General features: G+C 61.8%; 18 protein-coding genes. 8 read left to right on the top strand and 10 right to left on the bottom strand.

Annotation, left to right across the window (positions count from 1 at the left end):
- Window positions 1-2 precede the first annotated feature (2 nt).
- Window positions 3-914, bottom strand: a complete 912-nt coding sequence (gene metF, locus AC1Q67_RS15390; RefSeq protein ID WP_492236217.1) for a methylenetetrahydrofolate reductase [NAD(P)H] — start codon at window positions 912-914, stop codon at window positions 3-5.
- Window positions 915-1,340: 426 nt separating this feature from the next.
- Here metF and AC1Q67_RS15385 point away from each other — a divergent pair, with 426 nt between their 5' ends.
- Complete coding sequence (locus AC1Q67_RS15385) at window positions 1,341-2,360, top strand: LLM class flavin-dependent oxidoreductase (RefSeq protein ID WP_492236216.1); 1,020 nt, start codon at window positions 1,341-1,343, stop codon at window positions 2,358-2,360.
- Between the two features lie 6 nt (window positions 2,361-2,366).
- Here AC1Q67_RS15385 and AC1Q67_RS15380 read toward each other — a convergent pair whose 3' ends face one another.
- Both AC1Q67_RS15380 and AC1Q67_RS15375 read right to left on the bottom strand, forming a co-directional pair.
- Entirely contained in the window at window positions 2,367-3,230 is an 864-nt protein-coding gene (locus AC1Q67_RS15380; protein ID WP_024576963.1) for a prephenate dehydratase, read from the bottom strand.
- Complete coding sequence (locus AC1Q67_RS15375) at window positions 3,227-3,973, bottom strand: 3-deoxy-manno-octulosonate cytidylyltransferase (protein WP_492236215.1); 747 nt, start codon at window positions 3,971-3,973, stop codon at window positions 3,227-3,229. Before AC1Q67_RS15375 ends, AC1Q67_RS15380 begins: the two co-directional genes overlap by 4 nt.
- Window positions 3,974-4,184: 211 nt before the next feature.
- On the opposite strand from AC1Q67_RS15375, the gene AC1Q67_RS15370 reads away from it, so the two are divergent.
- From AC1Q67_RS15370 to AC1Q67_RS15345, 6 genes are all read left to right on the top strand, one after another.
- A complete protein-coding gene (locus AC1Q67_RS15370) occupies window positions 4,185-4,733 on the top strand; it encodes a c-type cytochrome (protein ID WP_006022750.1) in 549 nt (182 codons plus the stop codon).
- Between the two features lie 202 nt (window positions 4,734-4,935).
- Window positions 4,936-6,819 (top strand): extracellular solute-binding protein, encoded by a 1,884-nt coding sequence (locus AC1Q67_RS15365; protein WP_024576961.1) that lies wholly within the window; start codon window positions 4,936-4,938, stop codon window positions 6,817-6,819.
- Window positions 6,816-8,711: an extracellular solute-binding protein gene (locus AC1Q67_RS15360; RefSeq protein ID WP_492236214.1), complete on the top strand. Its 1,896-nt coding sequence runs from the start codon at window positions 6,816-6,818 to the stop codon at window positions 8,709-8,711. The genes AC1Q67_RS15365 and AC1Q67_RS15360 overlap by 4 nt, the downstream gene beginning before the upstream one ends.
- Window positions 8,712-8,714: 3 nt before the next feature.
- Window positions 8,715-9,824, top strand: a complete 1,110-nt coding sequence (locus AC1Q67_RS15355; RefSeq protein ID WP_024576959.1) for a microcin C ABC transporter permease YejB — start codon at window positions 8,715-8,717, stop codon at window positions 9,822-9,824.
- Complete coding sequence (locus AC1Q67_RS15350; RefSeq protein ID WP_024576958.1) at window positions 9,821-10,999, top strand: ABC transporter permease; 1,179 nt, start codon at window positions 9,821-9,823, stop codon at window positions 10,997-10,999. Before AC1Q67_RS15355 ends, AC1Q67_RS15350 begins: the two co-directional genes overlap by 4 nt.
- Window positions 11,000-11,006: 7 nt before the next feature.
- Window positions 11,007-12,644: an ABC transporter ATP-binding protein gene (locus AC1Q67_RS15345; protein ID WP_492236471.1), complete on the top strand. Its 1,638-nt coding sequence runs from the start codon at window positions 11,007-11,009 to the stop codon at window positions 12,642-12,644.
- Window positions 12,645-12,648: 4 nt separating this feature from the next.
- On the opposite strand, the gene AC1Q67_RS15340 is transcribed toward AC1Q67_RS15345, so the two are convergent.
- On the bottom strand, window positions 12,649-13,512 hold the full coding sequence (locus AC1Q67_RS15340; protein WP_492236213.1) for a C40 family peptidase: 864 nt from the start codon (window positions 13,510-13,512) through the stop codon (window positions 12,649-12,651).
- Window positions 13,505-14,881 carry a leucyl aminopeptidase family protein gene (locus AC1Q67_RS15335; RefSeq protein ID WP_492236212.1) on the bottom strand — a complete coding sequence of 459 codons (1,377 nt, stop codon included), beginning with the start codon at window positions 14,879-14,881 and terminating at the stop codon, window positions 13,505-13,507. The genes AC1Q67_RS15340 and AC1Q67_RS15335 overlap by 8 nt, the downstream gene beginning before the upstream one ends.
- A 213-nt stretch (window positions 14,882-15,094) precedes the next feature.
- Between AC1Q67_RS15335 and AC1Q67_RS15330 the strand changes: the two genes are divergently transcribed.
- Window positions 15,095-15,898 (top strand): tetratricopeptide repeat protein, encoded by an 804-nt coding sequence (locus tag AC1Q67_RS15330; protein ID WP_492236211.1) that lies wholly within the window; start codon window positions 15,095-15,097, stop codon window positions 15,896-15,898.
- A gap of 66 nt (window positions 15,899-15,964) precedes the next feature.
- On the opposite strand, the gene AC1Q67_RS15325 is transcribed toward AC1Q67_RS15330, so the two are convergent.
- The 5 genes from AC1Q67_RS15325 to AC1Q67_RS15305 are packed head-to-tail and all read right to left on the bottom strand — an operon-like array spanning window position 15,965 to window position 21,403.
- Entirely contained in the window at window positions 15,965-16,942 is a 978-nt protein-coding gene (locus tag AC1Q67_RS15325) for a type II secretion system F family protein (protein WP_492236210.1), read from the bottom strand.
- 9 nt (window positions 16,943-16,951) lie between these two features.
- Entirely contained in the window at window positions 16,952-17,923 is a 972-nt protein-coding gene (locus AC1Q67_RS15320; protein ID WP_024576952.1) for a type II secretion system F family protein, read from the bottom strand.
- A gap of 10 nt (window positions 17,924-17,933) precedes the next feature.
- Entirely contained in the window at window positions 17,934-19,385 is a 1,452-nt protein-coding gene (locus AC1Q67_RS15315; RefSeq protein ID WP_024576951.1) for a TadA family conjugal transfer-associated ATPase, read from the bottom strand.
- Between the two features lie 21 nt (window positions 19,386-19,406).
- Window positions 19,407-20,669: a CpaE/TadZ family protein gene (locus AC1Q67_RS15310; RefSeq protein ID WP_492236209.1), complete on the bottom strand. Its 1,263-nt coding sequence runs from the start codon at window positions 20,667-20,669 to the stop codon at window positions 19,407-19,409.
- Window positions 20,666-21,403 (bottom strand): CpaD family pilus assembly protein, encoded by a 738-nt coding sequence (locus AC1Q67_RS15305; RefSeq protein ID WP_024576949.1) that lies wholly within the window; start codon window positions 21,401-21,403, stop codon window positions 20,666-20,668. Before AC1Q67_RS15305 ends, AC1Q67_RS15310 begins: the two co-directional genes overlap by 4 nt.
- Between the last annotated feature and the right edge of the window lie 13 nt (window positions 21,404-21,416).

The following is a 21,416-nucleotide window of genomic DNA, read 5'->3' as shown; positions in this document are numbered from 1 at the left end:
GATCACGCGGCTTTCTGCGCACCGTTGGGACGAATTCCCAGAAGGTGGCTGATGGCGAACACAAGATCCGCACGGTTCATCGTATAAAAGTGAAAATTCTCGACGCCATGCTTGGCGAGCTTCTGCACTTGACCGGCGGCGACAGTCGCCGCGACCAGACGGCGCGTGTCGGCATCGTCGTCGAGTCCTTCGAATTTTGCCGACAGCCATTCCGGCATTGTTGCGCCGGCGCGCTTGGCGAAATTGGACGCCATCTTGAAGTTCTGCACCGGCAGGATTCCGGGAACGATCGGAATCGTGATGCCGGCGGCGCGGACGCGGTCGAGATAACGGAAGTAGAGATCGTTATCGAAAAAGAACTGGGTGATGGCGCGGGTCGCGCCGGCGTCGACCTTGGCTTTCAGCGCGTCGATGTCGGCATCGAGCGTGGGGCTTTCGGGATGCTTCTCGGGATACGCCGAGACGCTGACTTCCATATCGGGATGATTGCGCTTGATGCTGGCGACGAGGTCGGCGGAGCTTTGATAGCCCTCGGGATGCGCGGTGTAGGCATTGCCGATACCGCTCACCGGATCGCCGCGCAGCGCCACGATGTGACGCACGCCGACGTCATGATAGCGCGCGACAACATCATCGATGTCCGCCTTGGTGGCGTCGACACAGGTCAGATGCGCGGCCGGCGTGAGTTTGGTCTCGGAGAGGATGCGCGCGATGGTTGAATGGGTGCGTTCGCGGGTCGAGCCGCCGGCGCCGTAGGTCACCGACACGAAGTTCGGCGTCAGCGGTGCAAGCCGGTTGATGACTTCCCAGAGATTGCGCTCCATCTCTTCCGTCTTGGGCGGGAAGAACTCGAAGGAAATCGCCGGACGTTTTTGCCCCTGCGATCCAGCCGGGGCGGTTGCTTCGCTCGTCACGCTTCTCAACTCCACATCTCGATGGCGGTGCGCGGGCCGGATTGGGCAGCGGCCTCCGCGGTCTCGGTGCGCCTTGATTCCGCCCTTTGGGCCGGACTTCGTCACCGTTTCGCCTTTACCGACCAAAATAAGCGAAACCGGGTGTTTCCGACAGCCCATTCGCCAGGCTTTCGCTGTGGGAAATTGCCCAATGTGCCCCGTTTTTCGAAATGGAAGGCGTGCCGGATAGGAATTGCTGAGGCCGAATTGGTGCGTTTTTGCCAATAAAATCGGATATTTCAGAATATATCCGACGAATTCGATCATTGAGAAGTGGGCAGTTCCTGACCCATAAAATCTAGCTGTCATATAGCTGCCCACAAACATTTAGCAACCCGGCTGGGTGGAATGCTTTGTCAGGCGCCGGCGAGTGACTAATTTGGCCCCATGACCCCGCTTTCCGTTCTCGACCTTTCGGTCGTCACCACCGGCACCAAGCCTTCCCAGTCGCTGCGCAACAGCATCGATCTGGCGAAGCATGCCGACCGCCTCGGCTACACGCGCTACTGGCTGGCCGAGCATCACAGCCTCGCCTCTGTGGCATCTCCCGCACCCGAAATCATGATCGGACAGATCGCAGCAGCGACGCAGCGCATCCGTGTCGGCTCCGGCGGCGTGATGCTGCCGAACCACGCGCCGCTGATGGTCGCCGAACGGTTCAAGATGCTGGAAGCGCTGTTTCCAGGCCGCATCGATCTCGGCCTTGGCCGTGCGCCCGGCACCGATCAAACCACGATGCATGCGCTACGCCAGCGGTTCGATCCACGCGGCGGCGACGACTTCATCGAACGCCTGATCGAATTGACGTTATGGGAGACGCGCAACTTCCCCGAAGGCCATCCCTATCACAACGTGATTGCGATGCCCGAGGATGCGCCGCTGCCGCCGATCTGGCTGCTGGGGTCGAGCGATTACAGCGCGCAGCTCGCAGCACAGGTCGGCATGGGCTTCGCGTTCGCGCATCACTTCGCCTCGCACGATGCGGCTGATGCGATGATTCATTATCGCGCCCATTTCAAGCCGTCGCACTGGCGCGAAACGCCGTATGCCATTCTGGCGATTGCGGTGATCATGGCCGAGACCGATGAAGAGGCGGACCGGCTGGCATCGTCGGCCGATCTCAATCGTCTGCTGCGCGATCGCGGGCAGTATCGCCCGCTGCCGAGCATCGAGGAGGCGCAGGCCTATCCCTACTCAGACGCCGAGCGCGCAAGCATTGCGCGCAACCGCTCGCGGCTGTTCGTCGGCTCACCGCAGACAGTGATGGAGAAAATCACGCCGCTGATCGAGACCTGCAAGGCCGACGAGGTGATGGTTATCACTGCGACCTACGATCACGAGGCACGCAAACGTTCGTACAGCCTGCTGGCTGACGCGTTCGGCATCGGCAAGCAGGCGGCGGCCTAGTTAGCCTTATTCGGCCGCCTTTTCCGTGAACGCGACGCGGAACGGATGCGCCGGATAGACGCCGACGATCCGCAATTCCTTTGAGAAGAACTTCAGTTCTTCCAGCGCATAGGCGAGGTTGCGGTCGTCAGGATGGCCATCGACATCGGCGTAAAACTGCGTGGCGAAAAAGTTGCCTTCCACCATGTAGCTCTCGAGCTTGGTCATGTTGACGCCGTTGGTGGCAAAGCCGCCCATCGCCTTGTAGAGCGCCGCCGGAAGGTTGCGCACCCGGAAAACAAAAGTCGTCACCAGCGGGCCGGAGCCCTGCGCGGCCCAAAGCTGCTCGCGCGCGAGGATCACGAAGCGCGTGGTGTTGTGGGCTTCGTCCTCGATGTCCTCGGCCAGAATGTCGAGACCATAGATATCCGCAGCGAGACGGGACGCAATTGCCGCGCAGCTTTTATCGCCGCGCTCCGCGATCAGGCGCGCTGCGCCCGCCGTGTCGCTTGCGACGATCGGCTTGATGCCGAGCTTGCGGATGATGTTGCGGCACTGCCCGATGGCGTGGACATGGCTTTCGACCGTCTTGATGTCGCTCAGCTTCGCCCCGCGCGGCCCCATCAGTTGATGGCGGATCGGCAGAAACCATTCGCCGACGATGAAAAGCCCGGACTGCGGCAACAGGTGGTGAATGTCGGCGACACGGCCGGCCAGCGTATTCTCGATCGGAATCATGCCGAGGCTGGCTTCGCCTGACGAGATCGCAGCCAGCGCATCCTCGAAGGTCGCGCATGGCAGCGGCGTCGCGTCCGGAAAGGCTTCCTGGATCGCGATGTGCGAGTTGGCTCCGGGCTCGCCCTGGAAGGCGATTTTCATCGATTTGGTCATTGTGCTTTGCCTGCCAGCATCTGCCGCGCGGTCTCGAGATCGTGAGGCGTATCGACGCCTAGCGGCACGGTGTCAACCACCGTCACGTCGATCCGCATGCCGGCCTCGAGGGCGCGAAGCTGTTCGAGCTTTTCCCGGGTCTCCAGCGGCGAGGGCGGCAGGGCGACGAACCGCGCCAGCGCGCCCCGGCGATAGGCGTAAAGCCCAATGTGGTGATAGCGCGGGCCGTCTCCATAGGGAGCCGTCGCCCGCGTGAAATAAAGCGCGCGCAGCCGGGTCGCGCTCAGCGGCGATCCGATGACCTTCACCACGTTCGGATTGGTGTGTTCCTCATCCTTGGCGATCACGGCGGCCAGCGTGGCGATATCGACTTCGGGATCGGCAAGCGGCGCCAGCACGGCGCGAATGTCCTCCGGCGCTATGGTGGGCAGATCGCCCTGCACATTGATGATGGTGTCGATCTGCCCTGCGCCATCGAGGGTCTGAAGCGCCTCGAAAATCCGGTCGGACCCGGACGGATGATCTGCGCGGGTCATGACGGCCTCGCCGCCATGCGCCGTGACAATTTCGGCGATGTCCGGTGCGTCGGTCGCCACAACCACGCGGCCGATTCGCGCGGCGTCCGCACGGCGCACGACATGGACGATCATGGGCAGACCGGAAATGTCCAGCAAGGGCTTTCCCGGCAGCCTGGTCGCAGCCATGCGGGCGGGAATCAGCACCAGGGCGCGGGTTTCTTTCATGGGGGACGCTGGGCTCGGGACCGCCGGGTTGGCGAGGAAAATGACGGTGTTTTCAAGGGGTCGGCGCGTTTATACGGGTTGCCAGAAGGCAGGCAAACCGTTATCTCGATCCCGCTGCCTGTATTGCGCTGCACGCCTGTTCCCGGTAGCAATCCAAGGTCGCTCTGCGCGGCTAAATGTATCGACTTTCCGGCTCGGGGCCTGATCGAAAATGGACTCCTTCGAACTCAACAAGATCATGGGTGCGGTGCTCGCCACCTGCCTCGTTCTGCTCTCCATGAATATGGCTGCCAACGCGATTTTTTCGCCGAAGAAGCCCGAAAAGCCCGGCTTTGAAATCGCGATCAAGGAAGCTGAAGGCGCGGGTCCCGCTGCCGCGGCAGCGCCGAGCGAGCCGATCGAGAAGCTGCTCCAGACCGCCTCTGTCGAGAAGGGTTCTGCCGCGGCCAAGAAGTGCGCGGCCTGCCACACCTTCGAGAAGAACGGCCCGAACAAGGTCGGTCCGAATCTCTATGGCGTGATCGACGACGAGATCGGCCATGGCCGTAACGGCTTCAACTTCTCCGCTGCCATGAAGGGCAAGGGCGGCAAGTGGACCTACGATGCCATCAACAAGTTCATCGCCAGCCCGAAGGGCTTTATCCCCGGCACCGCGATGGGCTTCGCCGGCATCAGCAAGGACAGCGAGCGCGCGGATCTGATCGCCTACCTGCGCACGCTGGCCGACACCCCGGTGCCGCTGCCGACCGCCAGCAAATAAGCTCGGCGCGTGACAGAAATTTAATCCTAAAACGGCCAGGTTCGCCTGGCCGTTTTGCGTTGCAATTGCTGCTGTTTTCGCGCCGGACATTTCGCCGCAAAGAACGCGCCGCAACGGGCTGGCGTCATATCCAAAAACCGACATAATCGGCCAAGACGTTGCCTCGGCATCTGTTTTTCGATCAGCAACAGGAACATTCAATTTGAGCATTTCCCGACGCGATCTTCTTCAGAGCGGTGCGTTTGTTGCCACGGTTCCGATGCTGAAAGCGGCGGGGCTGGACGTGATCGCTTCCGCGCAAGCCCAGACCGCTCCGGAATGGAAACATGCTTTGTCGCTGTTCGGCGACATCAAATATCCCGCCGACTTCAAGCGTTTCGACTACGTCAATCCGGATGCGCCGAAGGGCGGCCTCGCCCGGCAGATTTCGATCGGCACGTTCGACAACTTCAATCTCGCTGTCGCAGGCGTGAAAGGAACGATCGCGCCCGCAGTCGGCCTGATCTACGAGACGCTGATGGCGCGGTCCCTGGATGAGGCGACCACGCAATATGGTCTGCTGGCGGAGTCGGTATCGCATCCCGACGATCATTCGTGGGTGATCTATCGTCTTCGCAAGGACGCGAAGTGGCATGACGGCAAGCCGGTGACTCCGGAAGACGTGCTGTTCTCGCTGGAGTCGCTGAAGAAATACAGTCCGATGTATTCGTCCTACTACAAGCATGTGGTGAAGGCGGAGAAGGTCGGCTCGCACGACATCAAGTTCACGTTCGATGCGCCCGGCAATCGCGAGCTTCCGACCATCGTCGGTGAACTGACAGTGCTTCCGAAGCACTGGTGGGAAGGCAAGGACAGCGAGGGCCGCAAACGTGACATCGGCGCGACGACGCTAGAGAAGCCGCTCGGCTCCGGGCCCTATGCCATCAAGGATTTTGTCGCGGGCCGCGCCGTCACCTTGGAGCGGGTGAAGAATTACTGGGGCGAGAAGGCGCCGACGCGCGTTGGCCAGAACAATTTCGACGAGATGCGGTTTGAGTTCTTCCGCGACACGACGGTATCGCTGGAAGCGTTCAAGGCCGACCAGGCGGACTGGATCATCGAGTCCTCCGCCAAGAGCTGGGCAACGGCCTATAATTTTCCCGCCGTGACCGAGAAGCGCGTCGTCCTTGAAGAATTTCCGATCAATGACTCCGGACGGATGCAGGGCTTTGCGTTCAACATCCGCCGTGAACTGTTTGCGGACAAGCGCGTGCGCCGCGCCTTCAATTATGCGTTCGACTTCGAGGAAATGAACAAGCAATTGTTCTACGGCCAGTACAAACGCATCAACAGCTACTTCGAAGGCACTGAACTCGCCAGCTCGGGCGTTCCGGTTCAGAGAGAATTCGAAATTCTCAAGGAGGTTTACGGCGACATTCCGCCGGAAGTGATCGCCAAGCCTTACGAAAATCCGGTTGGCGGCGATCCGGAGAAGGTGCGCGATAATCTTCGCAACGCTACAAGGCTTCTGCGCGAAGCCGGCTATGAAGTCCGCGAGGGCAAGCTGGTCAAAAAAGACGGTACGCCGGTTGCGGTCGAATTTCTGCTGGATAATCCATCGTTCGAGCGCATCGTGCTGTTCTACAAGCCGTCGCTGGAACGGCTCGGCATCACCGTGAATGTGCGTACAGTCGATGACGCGCAGTATCAGAACCGCGTGCGGAATTTCGATTACGACATCATCTCGGACATCTGGGGGCAATCGCTCTCGCCGGGCAACGAGCAGCGCGATTTCTGGGGCTCGCAGGCGGCCGACATTCCCGGCTCGCGCAACACCATCGGTATCAAGAATCCCGTCGTCGACAAGCTGATCGACAAGATCATTTTCGCAAAGGATCGCGAGACGCTGGTGGCCGCAACCAAGGCGCTCGATCGTGTGCTGCTCTGGCACTATTACGTCGTGCCGCAATTCACCTACGGATTCTCGCGCTACGCGCGCTGGGATCGCTTCAGCCACGCGCCGCTTCCGAAATACGGCCGCTCCGGTCTGCCGGCGCTTTGGTGGTTCGACAAAGAGAAGGCCGACAAGATCGGCAAGCGTTCTTGACCGGCCTTTCGCGGCGGCGGGTTCTTGTCCTTGGCGGCAGCGCGATGGCTGCGGCATGGTCGCCGCTGTCGGCCATGGCTCAATCCGGCATCGAGGCCGCTCCCGATAGCCATGGCATGTCGGCCTTCGGCGATCTGAAATATCCGGCGGACTTCAAGAATTTCGATTACGTCAATGTCGGCGCACCGAAAGGCGGCGTGTTCTCGACCGTTCCGTCGACGCGCGCCTACAACCAGTCGTTCTTTACGTTCAATTCGCTGAACAGCTTTATTCTGAAAGGTGACGGCGCGAAGGGAATGGAGCTGACCTTTTCATCCTTGATGGCTCGCGCGGACGATGAGCCGGATGCGATGTACGGTCTGATTGCCCGCTCGGTGCGGATTTCGCCTGACAAGCTGACATACCGGTTCACGCTGCGGCCCGAAGCGCGTTTCCACGACGGCAGCAGGATCACGGCTAAGGATGCAGCGTTCTCGCTGACCGTTCTCAAGGAGAAGGGGCATCCGATCATCCAGCAGCAGCTGCGCGACATGATCAAGGCGGAAGCCAATGACGACGCCACGCTGACGGTGACGTTCGCGGCCAAGCGCGGCCGCGATGTGCCGCTATATGTGGCCGGGCTGCCGATCTTCTCGAAGGCTTATTACGACAAGAAACCGTTCGACGAATCCACGCTCGACATTCCGCTCGGCTCTGGCCCCTACAAGGTCGGCCGTTTCGAGGCCGGACGGTATATCGAGTTCGATCGCGTCAAGGACTGGTGGGCAAAGGATCTGCCGGTGTCGCGCGGCGCCTTCAACTTCGACACCGTGCGCTATGAGTTTTATCGCGACCGCGATGTTGCGTTCGAAGGCTTCACCGGCCGCAATTATCTCTATCGCGAGGAATTCACCGCGCGCATCTGGAACACGCGCTACGATTTCCCCGCCATCAAGGATGGGCGCGTCAAACAGGAATTGCTGCCGGACGATACGCCGTCGGGGGCGCAAGGCTGGTTCCTGAATACACGCCGCGCGCAGTTCAAGGACCCGCGCGTCCGCGAGGCGATGATCCAGGCGTTCGATTTCGAGTGGACCAACAAGACCATCATGTACGGCGCCTATGCGCGCACGGTCTCGCCGTTCCAGAACTCCGATCTGATGGCCGAAGGCCCGCCGCCGCCGGAAGAACTCAAACTACTGGAGCCGTTCCGCGGCCAGGTGCCCGACGAGGTCTTTGGTGCGCCGTTCCTGCCGCCGGTCACCGATGGATCGGGACAGGATCGCACCTTGCTCCGCAAGGCGTCGCAATTGTTGCAGGATGCCGGATGCGTCATCAAGGACGGCAAGCGCCGGCTGCCGAATGGGGATGCATTCCGGGTCGAGTTCCTGCTCGAAGAGCCCGCATTTCAGGCGCACCATGCGCCCTACATCAAGAATCTCGGTGTGCTTGGTATCGACGCCAGCGTGCGGCTGGTCGATCCGGTGCAATTCCGCGCGCGGGTCGACGATTTCGATTTCGATGTCGCGATTCAGCGCTTCAGCATGTCCTCGACCCCGGGCGACGCGATGCGCACGTTCTTTTCGTCGCAGGTTGCCGACATCAAGGGATCGCAGAATCTGTCTGGAATCAAGAACCCCGCCATCGATGCGCTGATCGAACGCATTATCGCGGCCGACAACCGCGATGAACTGCGGACCGCCTGCCGGGCGTTCGACCGTGTGTTCCGCGCGGGACGTTACTGGGTGCCGCAATGGTATTCGGCCAGCCATCGCATTGCGTATTGGGATGTGTTCGCTCATCCTCCGAACATTCCGCGTTATTCCAATGGCGTCGGCACGCCCGACCTGTGGTGGTACGATGAAGCAAAGGCCAGAAAGCCCGAGCAGACCAAGCCCGTGCAGGCGAAGTAGTCCATGACCGCGTATATCGCCCGCCGCATCCTGCTGATGGTTCCCACGCTGCTGGGCATCCTGTTCGTGTCCTTTGTTGTGGTGCAGTTCGCGCCCGGCGGCCCGGTCGAACGGGTGATTGCGCAATTGTCCGGCTCCGACACCGGCGCAAGTTCGCGCATTTCCGGATCGTCCGGCGGCGATTTCGCCTCACGGCCGCAGGCGGGCGCATCGGCTGACGCTGTCAGCTCGAAGTATCGCGGCGCGCAGGGGCTCGATCCGGATTTCGTCAAGAGCCTTGAAAAGCAGTTCGGATTCGACAAGCCCGCGCCCGAGCGTTTCGCGCTGATGCTGTGGAATTTCGCGCGCTTCGATTTCGGCAAGAGCTACTTTCGAGACGTCAGCGTGATCCAGCTCATCAAGGAGAAGCTGCCGGTGTCGATGTCGCTCGGCATCTGGATGACGCTGCTGACCTATCTGATCTCGATCCCGCTCGGGATCCGCAAGGCCATCCGGGACGGCTCGAAATTCGACACCTGGACGTCGGGCATCATTATCATCGGTTTCGCGATCCCGGGCTTCCTGTTCGCAATTCTGCTGATCATTCTGTTCGCGGGAGGATCATTCTTCGACATCTTCCCGCTACGCGGGCTGACCTCGGACGGCTGGGCGCAATTCCCGTGGTACCAGAAGATCACCGATTATTTCTGGCACATCACGTTGCCGCTGGTTTCGATGGCGCTCGGCGCCTTCGCGACCATGACGCTGCTGACCAAAAACTCGTTTCTCGATGAAATCCGCAAGCAGTATGTGATGACCGCGCGCGCCAAGGGATGCAGCGAGCGGCAGGTGCTCTACGGACATATTTTTCGTAACGCCATGCTGATCGTGATTGCCGGCTTCCCGAGCGCATTCATTCACGCGTTCTTCTCCGGCTCGCTGCTGATCGAGACGATCTTCTCGCTCGATGGCCTCGGGTTGCTTGGTTTCGAGAGCGTGCTGAACCGCGATTATCCAGTGGTGTTCGGCACGCTGTTCATTTTCTCTCTGGTCGGTCTTGTGGTGAATCTGATCTCGGATCTTGCCTATATGTGGATCGATCCGCGGATCGATTTCGAGGCGCGCGAGGTATGACCATCGCTCCTGCACCGCCGGTCGAAACCGCCGCCCCGTCCCCGATGGGCGAAGCCGTGCCGCCTTCGCGTCACCCGCTCGGCATATCGCCGCTCAATCAGCGGCGCTGGCGGAACTTCAAGTCCAACCGGCGCGGCTACTGGTCGTTCTGGATTTTCGCGCTGCTGTTTTTTGTCTCGCTGTTCGCGGAATTGATCGCCAACGATCGCCCGTTCCTGATCAAGTTCGACGGCAAACTGTATTTCCCGGCCTTCGTGACCTATCCCGAAACTGCCTTTGGCGGGGACTTTGAGACGGCTGCCGACTACCGCGATCCGTATCTGCAGAAACTGATCAAGGAAAAGAACGGCACGGTGATCTGGCCGTTGATCCGCTATTCCTACAGCACGCATAATCTCGATCTGCCGACGCCGGCGCCGTCGAAGCCGACATGGATGCTCACCGAGGCGCAATGCAAGGCGGTGGTCGAGAAGAAGGGCGTGCGCGGCTGCCGCGATCTCGAATACAACTGGCTCGGCACCGACGATCAGGGCCGCGATGTGGTTGCACGCCTGATCTACGGCTTCCGGATATCGGTGCTGTTCGGTCTCACGCTGACGATCATCTCGTCGGTGATCGGCATCGCGGCCGGCGGTGTGCAGGGTTATTTCGGCGGATGGGTCGATCTTGGCTTCCAGCGGTTCATCGAAGTGTGGACCGCGATTCCGTCGCTCTATCTTCTGCTGATCCTGTCTTCGGTGCTGGTGCCCGGATTCTTTGTGCTGCTTGGAATCCTTTTGTTGTTCTCATGGGTGTCGCTGGTTGGCCTGGTTCGCGCGGAATTCCTGCGCGGTCGTAACTTCGAGTACATTCAGGCGGCGCGGGCGCTGGGCGTATCGAACGGCACCATTATGTTCCGCCACCTGCTGCCCAACGCCATGGTCGCGACCATGACGTTCCTGCCGTTTATTGTGTCGTCATCAGTGATGACGCTGACAGCGCTTGACTTCCTCGGCTTCGGCCTGCCGCCGGGCTCGCCATCCCTCGGCGAGTTGCTGTCGCAGGGCAAGGCCAACGTGCAGGCGCCGTGGCTTGGATTCACCGGCTTTTTCTCGGTTGCCATCATGCTGTCGCTTCTGATTTTCATCGGCGAGGGCGTGCGCGACGCCTTCGATCCGCGCAAGACGTTCAGGTGAGATCATGCTGGATTCCATCAACCAGCCTTTGCTCGATGTCCGCGATCTGTCGGTGGCGTTCCGTCAGGGCGGAACCGAGAGTGTCGCGGTCGACAAGATCTCGTTCTCGATCGAGCGCGGACAATGCGTGGCGCTGGTCGGCGAATCCGGTTCGGGCAAGTCGGTCAGTGCGCTGTCCGTCCTGAAGCTTCTGCCATATCCAACGGCGCATCATCCGACCGGCAGCATCCGCTTCAAGGGGCAGGATCTGCTCGACATGAGCGAGAACGAGATTCGCGGCATTCGCGGCAACGACATCTCGATCATTTTTCAGGAGCCGATGACCTCGCTCAATCCGCTGCACACCATCGAGGCGCAGATCGGCGAGGTGATCTATCTCCACAGCGGCGTGCGCGGCGCGGCGGCACGGGCGCGGACACTTGAGCTTCTAACGCAGGTCGGCATCCCTGAACCGGAAACGCGCCTCGCCAGCTATCCGCATCAGTTGTCCGGCGGACAGCGCCAGCGCGTGATGATCGCCATGGCGCTTGCAAACGAGCCTGACCTTTTGATTGCGGACGAGCCGACCACGGCGCTCGACGTTACGGTGCAGGCGCAAATCCTCAAGCTGCTGGCCGACATTCGCGAACGTCTCGGCATGAGCATGCTGTTCATCACCCACGACCTCGGCATCGTGCGGCGCATCGCCGACGTGGTCTGCGTGATGAACAACGGCAAGATCGTCGAGCAAGGACCGGTGGAGCAGGTGTTCACTGCGGCCCAGCATCCTTACACCAAGGCGCTGCTGGCGGCGGAGCCGAAGCCGGATCCCGCGCCGCCGCGGCCGGAATCGCCGGTTGTGATGTCGTCCGACGACCTGAAGGTCTGGTTTCCCATCAAGCGCGGGCTGCTGCGCAAGACGGTCGGGCACATCAAGGCGGTCGATGGCGTGAGCGTGTCCGTGCGCAAGGGGGAAACGCTCGGCGTTGTCGGCGAATCCGGTTCAGGAAAGACCACGCTCGGGCTGGCGCTGCTGCGCCTGATTTCGTCGAACGGACCGATCGTGTTCCTCGGCAAGAATATCCAGGGCCTGAAGTTCAAGGAGATGCGCCCGGTCCGGCGTGACATGCAGATCGTGTTTCAGGACCCGTTCGGGGCGCTCAGCCCGCGCATGTCGGTCGGCGACATTGTTGCGGAAGGCCTCGGCGTGCATCAGCCGTCGCTGAGGGAGACCGAACGCGAAGCGCGGGTGATCAAGGCGCTGAAGGATGTCGGGCTCGATCCGGCGACACGCTTCCGTTATCCGCACGAGTTCTCCGGCGGCCAGCGTCAGCGCATCAGCATTGCGCGGGCCGTGGTGCTGGAGCCGAATTTCGTCGTGCTGGACGAGCCCACCAGCGCGCTCGACATGTTGTTCCAGGCCCAGATGGTCGATTTGCTCCGCGATCTGCAGCGCAAGCGGGACCTGACTTACATGTTCATCTCGCACGACTTGCGCGTTGTGGCCTCCCTCGCAAGCAATCTGATTGTGATGCGTCACGGCAAGGTGGTGGAGGAGGGCGCAGCGGCGGATATCTTCAAGAATCCGAAGACCGACTACACCCGCGCGCTGTTCGCCGCCGCCTTCAACATCGAGGCCGCTCCGAATATTGTTCCGGAGATGTAACCTTTCAGCCTAGCCGCTTGATGCTGGTGACGTCGTTTCCTGCGGCCTTGATGCGCGCGATCGCCGCCTGCGTCGGCTCGATGGCGGTTGCCATGTGGTGCGCATTGGCGTGAACAATGGTGCTGCCGTCGCGCACGATCGCGACATGGCCCTTCCAGAAGATCAGATCTCCGCGTTTGAGATCATGCCACTGCGAGGACGGCAGCGCCGTCCCCAGCGTGGTTTCCTGCATGTCGCTGTCGCGTGGAGCGATGATGCCCGCGGCTGCAAGCGAGGTTTGAACCAGCCCGGAGCAGTCGATGCCGAGGCTTGTCCGGCCGCCCCAGAGGTATGGCGTACCGACAAAGCGTTCTGCAACGCCGACAAAATCGGTCTCATTCGTCTCGAGCAAAGCCACATGCTGCGCGGGCAGATAATGCCGCTGGCCGGTGATGGCGAAGTCGCCCTCGAACTTTACGATTTCGACACGCGCGCCGAGCGGCAGGACTTCCACCGGCGGCAGTTTGATGGATGGTCCCGGAAACGCGAAGGTTCGCAATGCCGTCACTTTATGCGTCGGCGTGGAGCGTGGCTGGACCAGCGCGACATCGGGGAACCATCCGACATATCCGTCAGCCTTGAGCTGACCCCATGCCCATCCTTCCGCGTCACGGTCGTATATCGTCACGCGTTCGCCCTTCAGCGCCTCGGTATCCAGCGCGGCATCGTGCGAGGGTTCGCGCCGGACCGGCGCAATGGGATCAAACACCTCGAATTCTGTTCCTTCGATAAATCGCGCGGCGTTCACCCTGCCTTCAAGGTGTTTCGCCGCGAGATCTGGCCGCGCGGGCGTGATCCTCGGATCGAAGGCGGATTTTGAATCAGCCATACCGCTCGCTCAGCAGCTTGTAGATCGCGCGCGCGGCCTGGCATTCCCCGCCTTCGGGACGCGCAGGCTTTGCCGATGGCGTCCAGCCGTAGATGTCCACATGAAGCCAGCTTTTCGCGCTTTCGACAAAGCGCTTCAGGAACAGCGCGCAGGTGATCGACCCTGCGAACGGACCGCCCGGAGCGTTGTTGAGATTTGCGGTCTTGGAATCCAGCCAGGAATCGTAGGGCATCCACAGCGGCATGCGCCACAGCGGATCGTTCTCTGTGCGGGCATGGCGCGCGACGTCTGCTGCCAGTGTTTCGTCATTGGTGTAGAACGGCGGCAGATCAGGCCCCAGCGCGACGCGCGCCGCACCCGTCAGGGTACCGAGGTCGATCAGGAGATCTGGTTTTTCCTCATCGGCGAGCGCCAGCGCGTCCGCCAGCACGAGACGTCCTTCCGCATCGGTGTTGCCGATCTCCACATTGACGCCCTTGCGTGACGGAAAAATATCGAGTGGCCGGAACGCATTTCCTGCCACTGAATTTTCGACGGCGGGAATCAGAACGCGCAGGCGAACTCTGAGCTTTGCATCCATGATCATCTGCGCGAGCGCAAGCACGTTGGCCGCGCCGCCCATGTCCTTCTTCATGATCAGCATGCCGCTCGACGGCTTGAGATCCAGCCCGCCGGTGTCGAAGCAGACGCCTTTGCCGACCAGCGTCACTTTCGGATGCGATGCGTCGCCCCACGTGATGTCGATCAGCCGCGGCGTGCGGGTCGATGCCATGCCGACCGCATGGATCAGCGGGAAATTTTGTTTCAGCAGGTCGTCGCCGATAATGCAGCTATAGGCCGCGCCGAACTTTTCGGCGAGCGCCTGTGCGGCCTGCGCGAGTTCGTCCGGCCCCATGTCGTTGGCGGGTGTGTTGATGAGATCGCGCGCCAGTGCCGCGGCGTCCGCCATGCGCGTCAGCTCAACCATGTCGAGGCCGTCGGGCGGGACGAGCCGTGCGCTGGGCGCGTCGTTCTTACGGTAGCGATTAAACCGGTAACTGCCGAGCGCAAAGGCAAGCGCTGCAAGCCGGGTGTCGTGCGGCTGATTCGTAAAACTGTAGGTGCCCGCCGGCAGCAGGCCGGGCAATTGTCCCGGCCGGAAAAGATCGCGCCACTCGCTGGAGGCATCCTCGATGCCGAACAGGACATGGGCGAGTGATCCATCCTCCGCCGGCAGCGCGAGATACTGGCCGGGCTTTGCGGTGAAGGCATTGGCCGATGCGAACCGCCGGGCCGCGGCGGGAAGGGTAGCGCTGACGGCGTCCCAGGTCGATTTGGTGGCAAAGGTAATGGGGACGGCGGATGAGGCGTTCTGGAAGGCTGGATGCATGGAGTTCCCGGACAGGGTGTGTGACAGGCCCTCACTATAGCAGTGCGGGCGCGCCGCGCAGCAGGCTCAAGATCGTGTTTTTACGGGTCTTTCCAACCGGAAGGCACGCGGTCGGGCGCCGCCGCCCCTCAACGAATTAACCAGACATTAGGGTTAACACTCTATTGCTGGCGTCATCCGGCTTCGCCAACCTCGATAGCGAGTCCAAGCGTCATGCGTAATCCATCCCGTTTCGCCAGGTTCTTTGGGTCCGTCGCGGTCGCGGCGCTCATCGCAACCAGCCTTGGCGGCTGCCAGACCGCGCGTTCGCCCGACATCACCGGATCGCTCAATAGCCGTGCCGAAGCAGGACCGCCCGTTGCGTCGCGCGATGAGATCGAAGCCTATGGCGAACGCTACCGTGCCAATCCACGCGACGCCGCGGCCGCGCTTCAATACGGCCAGTCCCTGCGTTTGAACGGGCAGCGCCAGCAGGCCGTCGCCGTGCTGGAGCAGGCGACGATCGCCAATCCCGGCAACAAGGCGCTGCTGGCGGCCTATGGCCGCGCGCTGGCGGACAACGGAAACTTTCAGCAGGCCTTCGATATCCTGGCCCGCGCCCATACGCCGGCAAATCCCGACTGGCGCATTCTGTCGGTGCAGGGCACGACACTCGACCAGCTCGGCAATCACGACGAGGCACGCCGCTATTATGCGAGCGCCCTGAAGATTGCGCCGGAAGAGCCGTCCGTGCTGTCGAACCTCGGCATGTCCTATGTTCTGTCCAAGGATCTGCCCAAGGCCGAGTCGGTGCTGCGCAGGGCCTATAATCGTGGTTCGGCAGACGCTCGCGTTCGCCAGAATCTCGGCCTCGTGGTCGGGCTTCAGGGGCGCTTCGCGGAGGCCGAAACCATCGTGAAGGCGGACCTGCCGGCCGAAGAGGCGGAAGCCAACGTCGCCTATCTGAAGCAGATGCTCAGCCGCGATGGTGGCCGTGGTCCGCGCACGACGGCCGTGGCAGAGCCCAGCCGCTCATAGGCCGCGCTTCATTTTCCATGTCTTGAGGTTGAATAACGCAGCGGCGCCTGACCGGCGCCGCCTGCATTACTTCATATACTCAGCGACTTTGATGCCGGTGGGGCCGAGAATGACCACGAACAGCACCGGCAGGAAGAAAACAATCATCGGCACGGTGAGTTTCGGGGGCAGAGCGGCGGCTTTCTTCTCGGCCTCGTTCATGCGCATGTCGCGGTTTTCCTGAGCCATCACGCGCAGGGTCTGCCCCAGCGGCGTGCCATAGCGCTCCGACTGTTGCAGGGCCAGACAGACGGACTTCACGCCCTCGGTTCCGGTGCGCTTGGCCAGATTTTCGTAAGCCATCTTGCGGTCCTGCAGATAGGAAAGTTCCGCGGTCGTCAGCGAGAATTCTTCCGCAAGCGCGATCGACTGGCTGCCGATCTCCTGGCTTACCTTGCGAAACGCCGCCTCGATCGACATGCCGGACTCGATGCAGATCAACAGCAGGTCGAGTGCGTCCGGAAACGCGCGCCGAATCTGCAATTGACGCTTGGTAATTGCGTTCTTCAGGAACAGCATCGGCGCCTGCATGCCGAGCCATGTAGCTCCGAGGCACATGCCGATTTTCATCGCAGTCGGCTGCTGCATGTTCGAGATCACGAACACGTAGAGAATGGCAGCGATCAGGAACACAATCGGCATGACCAGGCGGAAGAATAGGAAGGTCACGTAGGGCGCCTGGCCGCGATAGCCGGCCATGACCAGCTTTTCGCGGGCTTCTTCCTGCGCCACCCACTTGCCGAGGTTGAAATCGTCGACGACTTTCTGCACCAGTTGTTTGGGTGTCTGGCGCAACGAAACCTTCTCGGAACGGTTCAGGCGGTCGCGTTCGCGCTGGCGCAGCCGCTCGCGCTCGCTGGCAACAGCTCTCATGCGTTTGGCCAGCCCGTCGCCGGCGAACATCGGAGACACCACCGCGTAGGCGGCTGCCGCGGCGGCGATTGCCGCCATCAGCATCGTCATGAACCTGACGTCGTGGAACTTTTCGATGAGAAGATCGACCATGGTTCCTCGTCAGAAATCGAAGTTGATCATTTTCTTCATGACAAGGATGCCGGTCGACATCCAGAGCACGCAGCCCGCCAGCATCAGCCGCCCGGTCGGGTGGGTCCAGAGCAGGGAGATGTATTCGGGTGTCATGATATAGACCATGAGCATCACGAGCGGCGGCAGCGCGCCGATGATGCCGGCCGAGGCCTTGGCTTCCATCGACATCGCCTGAATCTTGGCCTTCATCTTCTTGCGGTCGCGAAGCACCTTCGAGAGATTGCCGAGAGCCTCCGACAGGTTACCGCCGGATTTGGTCTGGATCGCAATCACGATGCCGAAGAAGTTGGCTTCCGGCAGCGGCATCCTGTCGTAAAGACGCTGACAGGCGTCGCCGAGCGGCATGCCGATGGTCTGGGTTTCGATGATCGCGTTGAACTCGCTGCGCAGCGGCTCCGGCGCATCGGCGGCAACGACCTTGAGCGAGTCGAACAAAGGAAGGCCCGCCTTGATGCCACGGACGATGACGTCGACGGCATCCGGCAAGGCGTCGAGAAACTTGGTTTCGCGGCGCGTCTTGAGAAAGCCCAGCACCCAGCGCGGCAATCCGAAGCCTGCGCCGATGGCAAAGCCAAGCGTGGCCAGGAGAGGCGCGCCGGCCATATAGGAGCCGATCAGCGCGATCGCGCCGAGAATTCCGGAGCCGATCATGAATTGCTGCTTGGTCCAGTTCATGCCCGCCTGGGCGATGCGGGTCTCGATCGAAACCTTCTTGGACTCGGCCAGCTTCTGTTCAAGCTCTTTCAGCGTGTCTTCGACTTGGACGCGGCGCGTCCGCGAGCGGTCGTCGATACGCAATGCAGGTTCGGTACGCGCAAAGGACTGAACGCGCTTCTCGGTCTGCTTCTCGCCGGAGAGTAGCGGATAGATGAAAACCCAGGCGAGTCCGCCCACCGTGACGGCGGAGAGGAAAGCCAGTGCCAGCGCCTGCATGTTCATGGGGCGCTCCCTATACCTCGGCCACTTCGGCAGCGTCGAGCGCCGCGGCGAGCCGCTTCTCCTCGCCGTAGTACCGTGCGCGTTCCCAGAACTTCGGACGTCCGATGCCGGTCGAGCGATGCCGACCGATAATGTTGCCGTTCAGATCTTCGCCCATCAGGTCGTAGAGGAAGATGTCCTGGGTGATGATGGTGTCGCCTTCCATCCCCATCACTTCGGTGATGTGGGTGATGCGGCGCGAGCCGTCGCGCAGGCGGGCGGCCTGCACGATGACATCGATCGAAGCGCAGATCATTTCGCGAATGGTGCGCGACGGCAGCGAATAGCCGCCCATGGTGATCATGGATTCGCAACGCGACAGCGCTTCGCGGGGATTGTTGGCATGCAGCGTTCCCATCGATCCGTCGTGGCCGGTGTTCATCGCCTGCAACAGATCGAATGCCTCGGGTCCGCGGACTTCGCCGACGATGATCCGTTCCGGCCGCATACGCAGGCAGTTCTTGACCAGATCGCGCATGGTCACCTGGCCCTCGCCCTCGATGTTCGGCGGGCGTGTTTCGAGGCGCACGACATGCGGCTGCTGCAATTGCAATTCCGCGGCGTCTTCGCAGGTGATGATGCGTTCGTCTTCGTCGATGTAGTTGGTCAGGCAGTTCAGCAGGGTGGTCTTGCCGGAGCCCGTGCCGCCGGAAATCAGGACGTTGGCGCGGCAACGGCCGATGATTTGCAGGATCTGGGCGCCCTCGGGCGTGATCGCGCCGAATTTGACAAGCTGATCCAGCGTCAGCTTGTCCTTCTTGAACTTGCGGATGGTGAGCGCCGGGCCGTCAATGGCCAGCGGAGGAACGATCGCGTTGACGCGCGAACCGTCGGCGAGGCGGGCGTCGCAGATCGGCGAGGATTCATCGACACGCCGGCCGACCTGGCTGACAATGCGCTGGCAGATATTGAGAAGCTGCTGGTTGTCGCGGAAGCGAATGCCGGTCTTCTGGATCTTGCCGCCGACTTCGATGAACACCGTGCCGGCGCCATTCACCATGATGTCGGCGATGTCGTCGCGGGCAAGCAGCGGTTCAAGCGGTCCGTAACCGAGCACGTCGTTGCAAATGTCGTCGAGCAGCTCTTCCTGCTCGGCGATCGACATCACGATGTTCTTGATCGCGATGATCTCGTTGACGATGTCGCGAATTTCCTCGCGCGCGGACTCGACGTCAAGCTTCGCAAGCTGGGCGAGGTCGATCGCCTCGATCAGCGCGCCGAAGATCGTCGCCTTGACCTGATAGTAGGTATCGGAGCGCCGGGCTTCGACAACGGGTGCGGGCGCAGGAGGGCGTGCGGGCGCGAGCGGCGGCGATGCGACGCTCACGGCCGGCCTTGCAGCGGCGGGCGCTGTCACGTGGCCGCGATCCGCGGGCTGAATGCCCCGGACGTCGGCCTCTGATCCGCTACGCTTACCAAACACGACGGTACTCCACGCGAAAGTCTATTTGGCCCGGAGCTTTCCGAGCAAAGGCGCCAGAAACGAATTGCGCGGCTTCTTGGCCTCGCCACGGCCAGTCAGGCGCTGCGCGATCTGCAGGAACATCTCGGAGGTGCGGTGATTGGCTGCGATTTCCGCGATCATCTGCCCGTTGTTCGCCGCCGCCCCGAAGATCTGCGGCTCGAACGGGATTGTCACGATCGGCGGGCTTTCGATGGCCTTGGCAAACTCGCTGGTGCTGATCTCGGGCCGCTTCGGCACGCCAGCCTGGTTGATGCAGTAAAGTGGCGCCCTGTCGTTGGGCCGGGCAGCCTTCAGTGTGTCGAACATGTTCTTGGTGTTACGCAGATTGGCGAGGTCAGGCGTTGCGACGATCAGGATATCGTCGGCGCCGACCAGCGCGCGCTTGGTCCATCCGGACCATTGATGCGGAACGTCAAGGACGATGCAGGGCATCGTCGTTCGTAGCGTATCGAAGATCGAATCGAACGCCTCCGCACCGAAATCGTAGACGCGGTCGAGCGTTGCGGGCGCGGCGAGCAGGCTGAGATGATCGGTGCACTTGGAGAGCAAGCGGTCCACGAAAGCCGTGTCGATACGATCGGGAGAGAACACCGCGTCCGCAATGCCCTGCGGCGGGTCCTGGTTGTAATCGAGACCGGCGGTTCCGAACGCGAGATCGAGATCGGCGACCACCGAATCCAGCGCGAGATCGCGCGCGATCGCCCAGGCGACGTTATGCGCGACGGTGGACGCGCCGACACCGCCTTTTGCGCCAACGACGGCAATGATCCGGCCGACGGCCTTGGCTTCGGGAACCGAAAACAGGCCACAGATGGAGCGGACAACGTCGAGCGGCGCAACCGGAGCGATCACGTAGTCGCTGATGCCGCGGCGTACGAGTTCGCGGTACAGCACGACATCGTTGACACGGCCGATCACGATCACGCGCGTGCCCGCGTCGCAAACCGTTGCCAGTTGATCAAGACCCGAAAGGATGTCGTTGCGGCCCTCGGTTTCGAGCAGGATGACGTTCGGGGTCGGCGCTGTCCGGTATGCCTCGATGGCGGCCGTCATGCCGCCCATCTGAATCTTGAGATGCGCCTTGTCCAGCCGGCGGTCCTCGCCGGCGGCCTGCACGGCTGCTGCGGTTTCGACGGTTTCGCAGAACGCCTGGACGGAAACGCGCGGCGCCGGTGCAATATGCTCCTCGGCGGCGGTCGAGGCCGTCCCGTCCTCCTGATCCTGACGCGCGTAACTGATCATTTGCCCACTTCGCTCAGTTTGGCCTTGTCGGCTTCCGGATATGCAGTCGTCGTGGTCGTGCCCTTGCGATACTTGTCGAAGGCTACGCTGCGGCGAGGCGTGTAGGCCGGGGTTTCGGCGCGCGGCTGGACGAGATCGGACGGATTGTCGACCATCGCGGCCAGATTGCGCTGGCTCGCACAGCCGAGGTTGTAATACGGCCGGTTATCGTAATAGCCCTTGTTCTTGATTGAAGGGCCGAGGTCTTCCGGCCAAACACCGCATGGACCGGCATCCGCCACGATGCGCGGATAGTTGACGCGGATGGTTGCAAACAGCCGGGGATCCGTGGGGCGATAATTCCTGACGGTGATGCCGCGCGACGGCACGCCGGCGGCAGCCAGGATAGCTTGAATCTCACGCAGCGAGTCGTTTGCCACGCGCGCGTTCGGCGTATTGGTCGGCATGTCGATGATGATGCCGCCGGTGCCTTCGCGCAGCCAGGTCTCGGCGAGACCGGTGATATCCGAACGCTGCGCGGCAGTGAGACCGCCCCGGCCGGTGCCGACAAAGACCTCGGTGGTGCGGTTCGCTTCCTGAACCACGATGGGATGACGCTGGCGGTAGTCGAGCGGGATGCTACTGGTGGGCGTGTCCTGATCGGTATGCGTGCAGGCCCCTAACGCGGCAGACGCCCCGAGAAGGGCGACTGCGATCCGCAGGCTGCGCTTGAGATTGGGTACTCTCGTCGTCATTGCTACTGTCCTT

Source organism: Afipia sp. GW823-FHT06G09, from assembly GCF_058794875.1.
The sequence above is the reverse complement of the archived record's forward strand: the minus strand, read 5'-3'. Positions and strand labels throughout refer to the sequence as shown.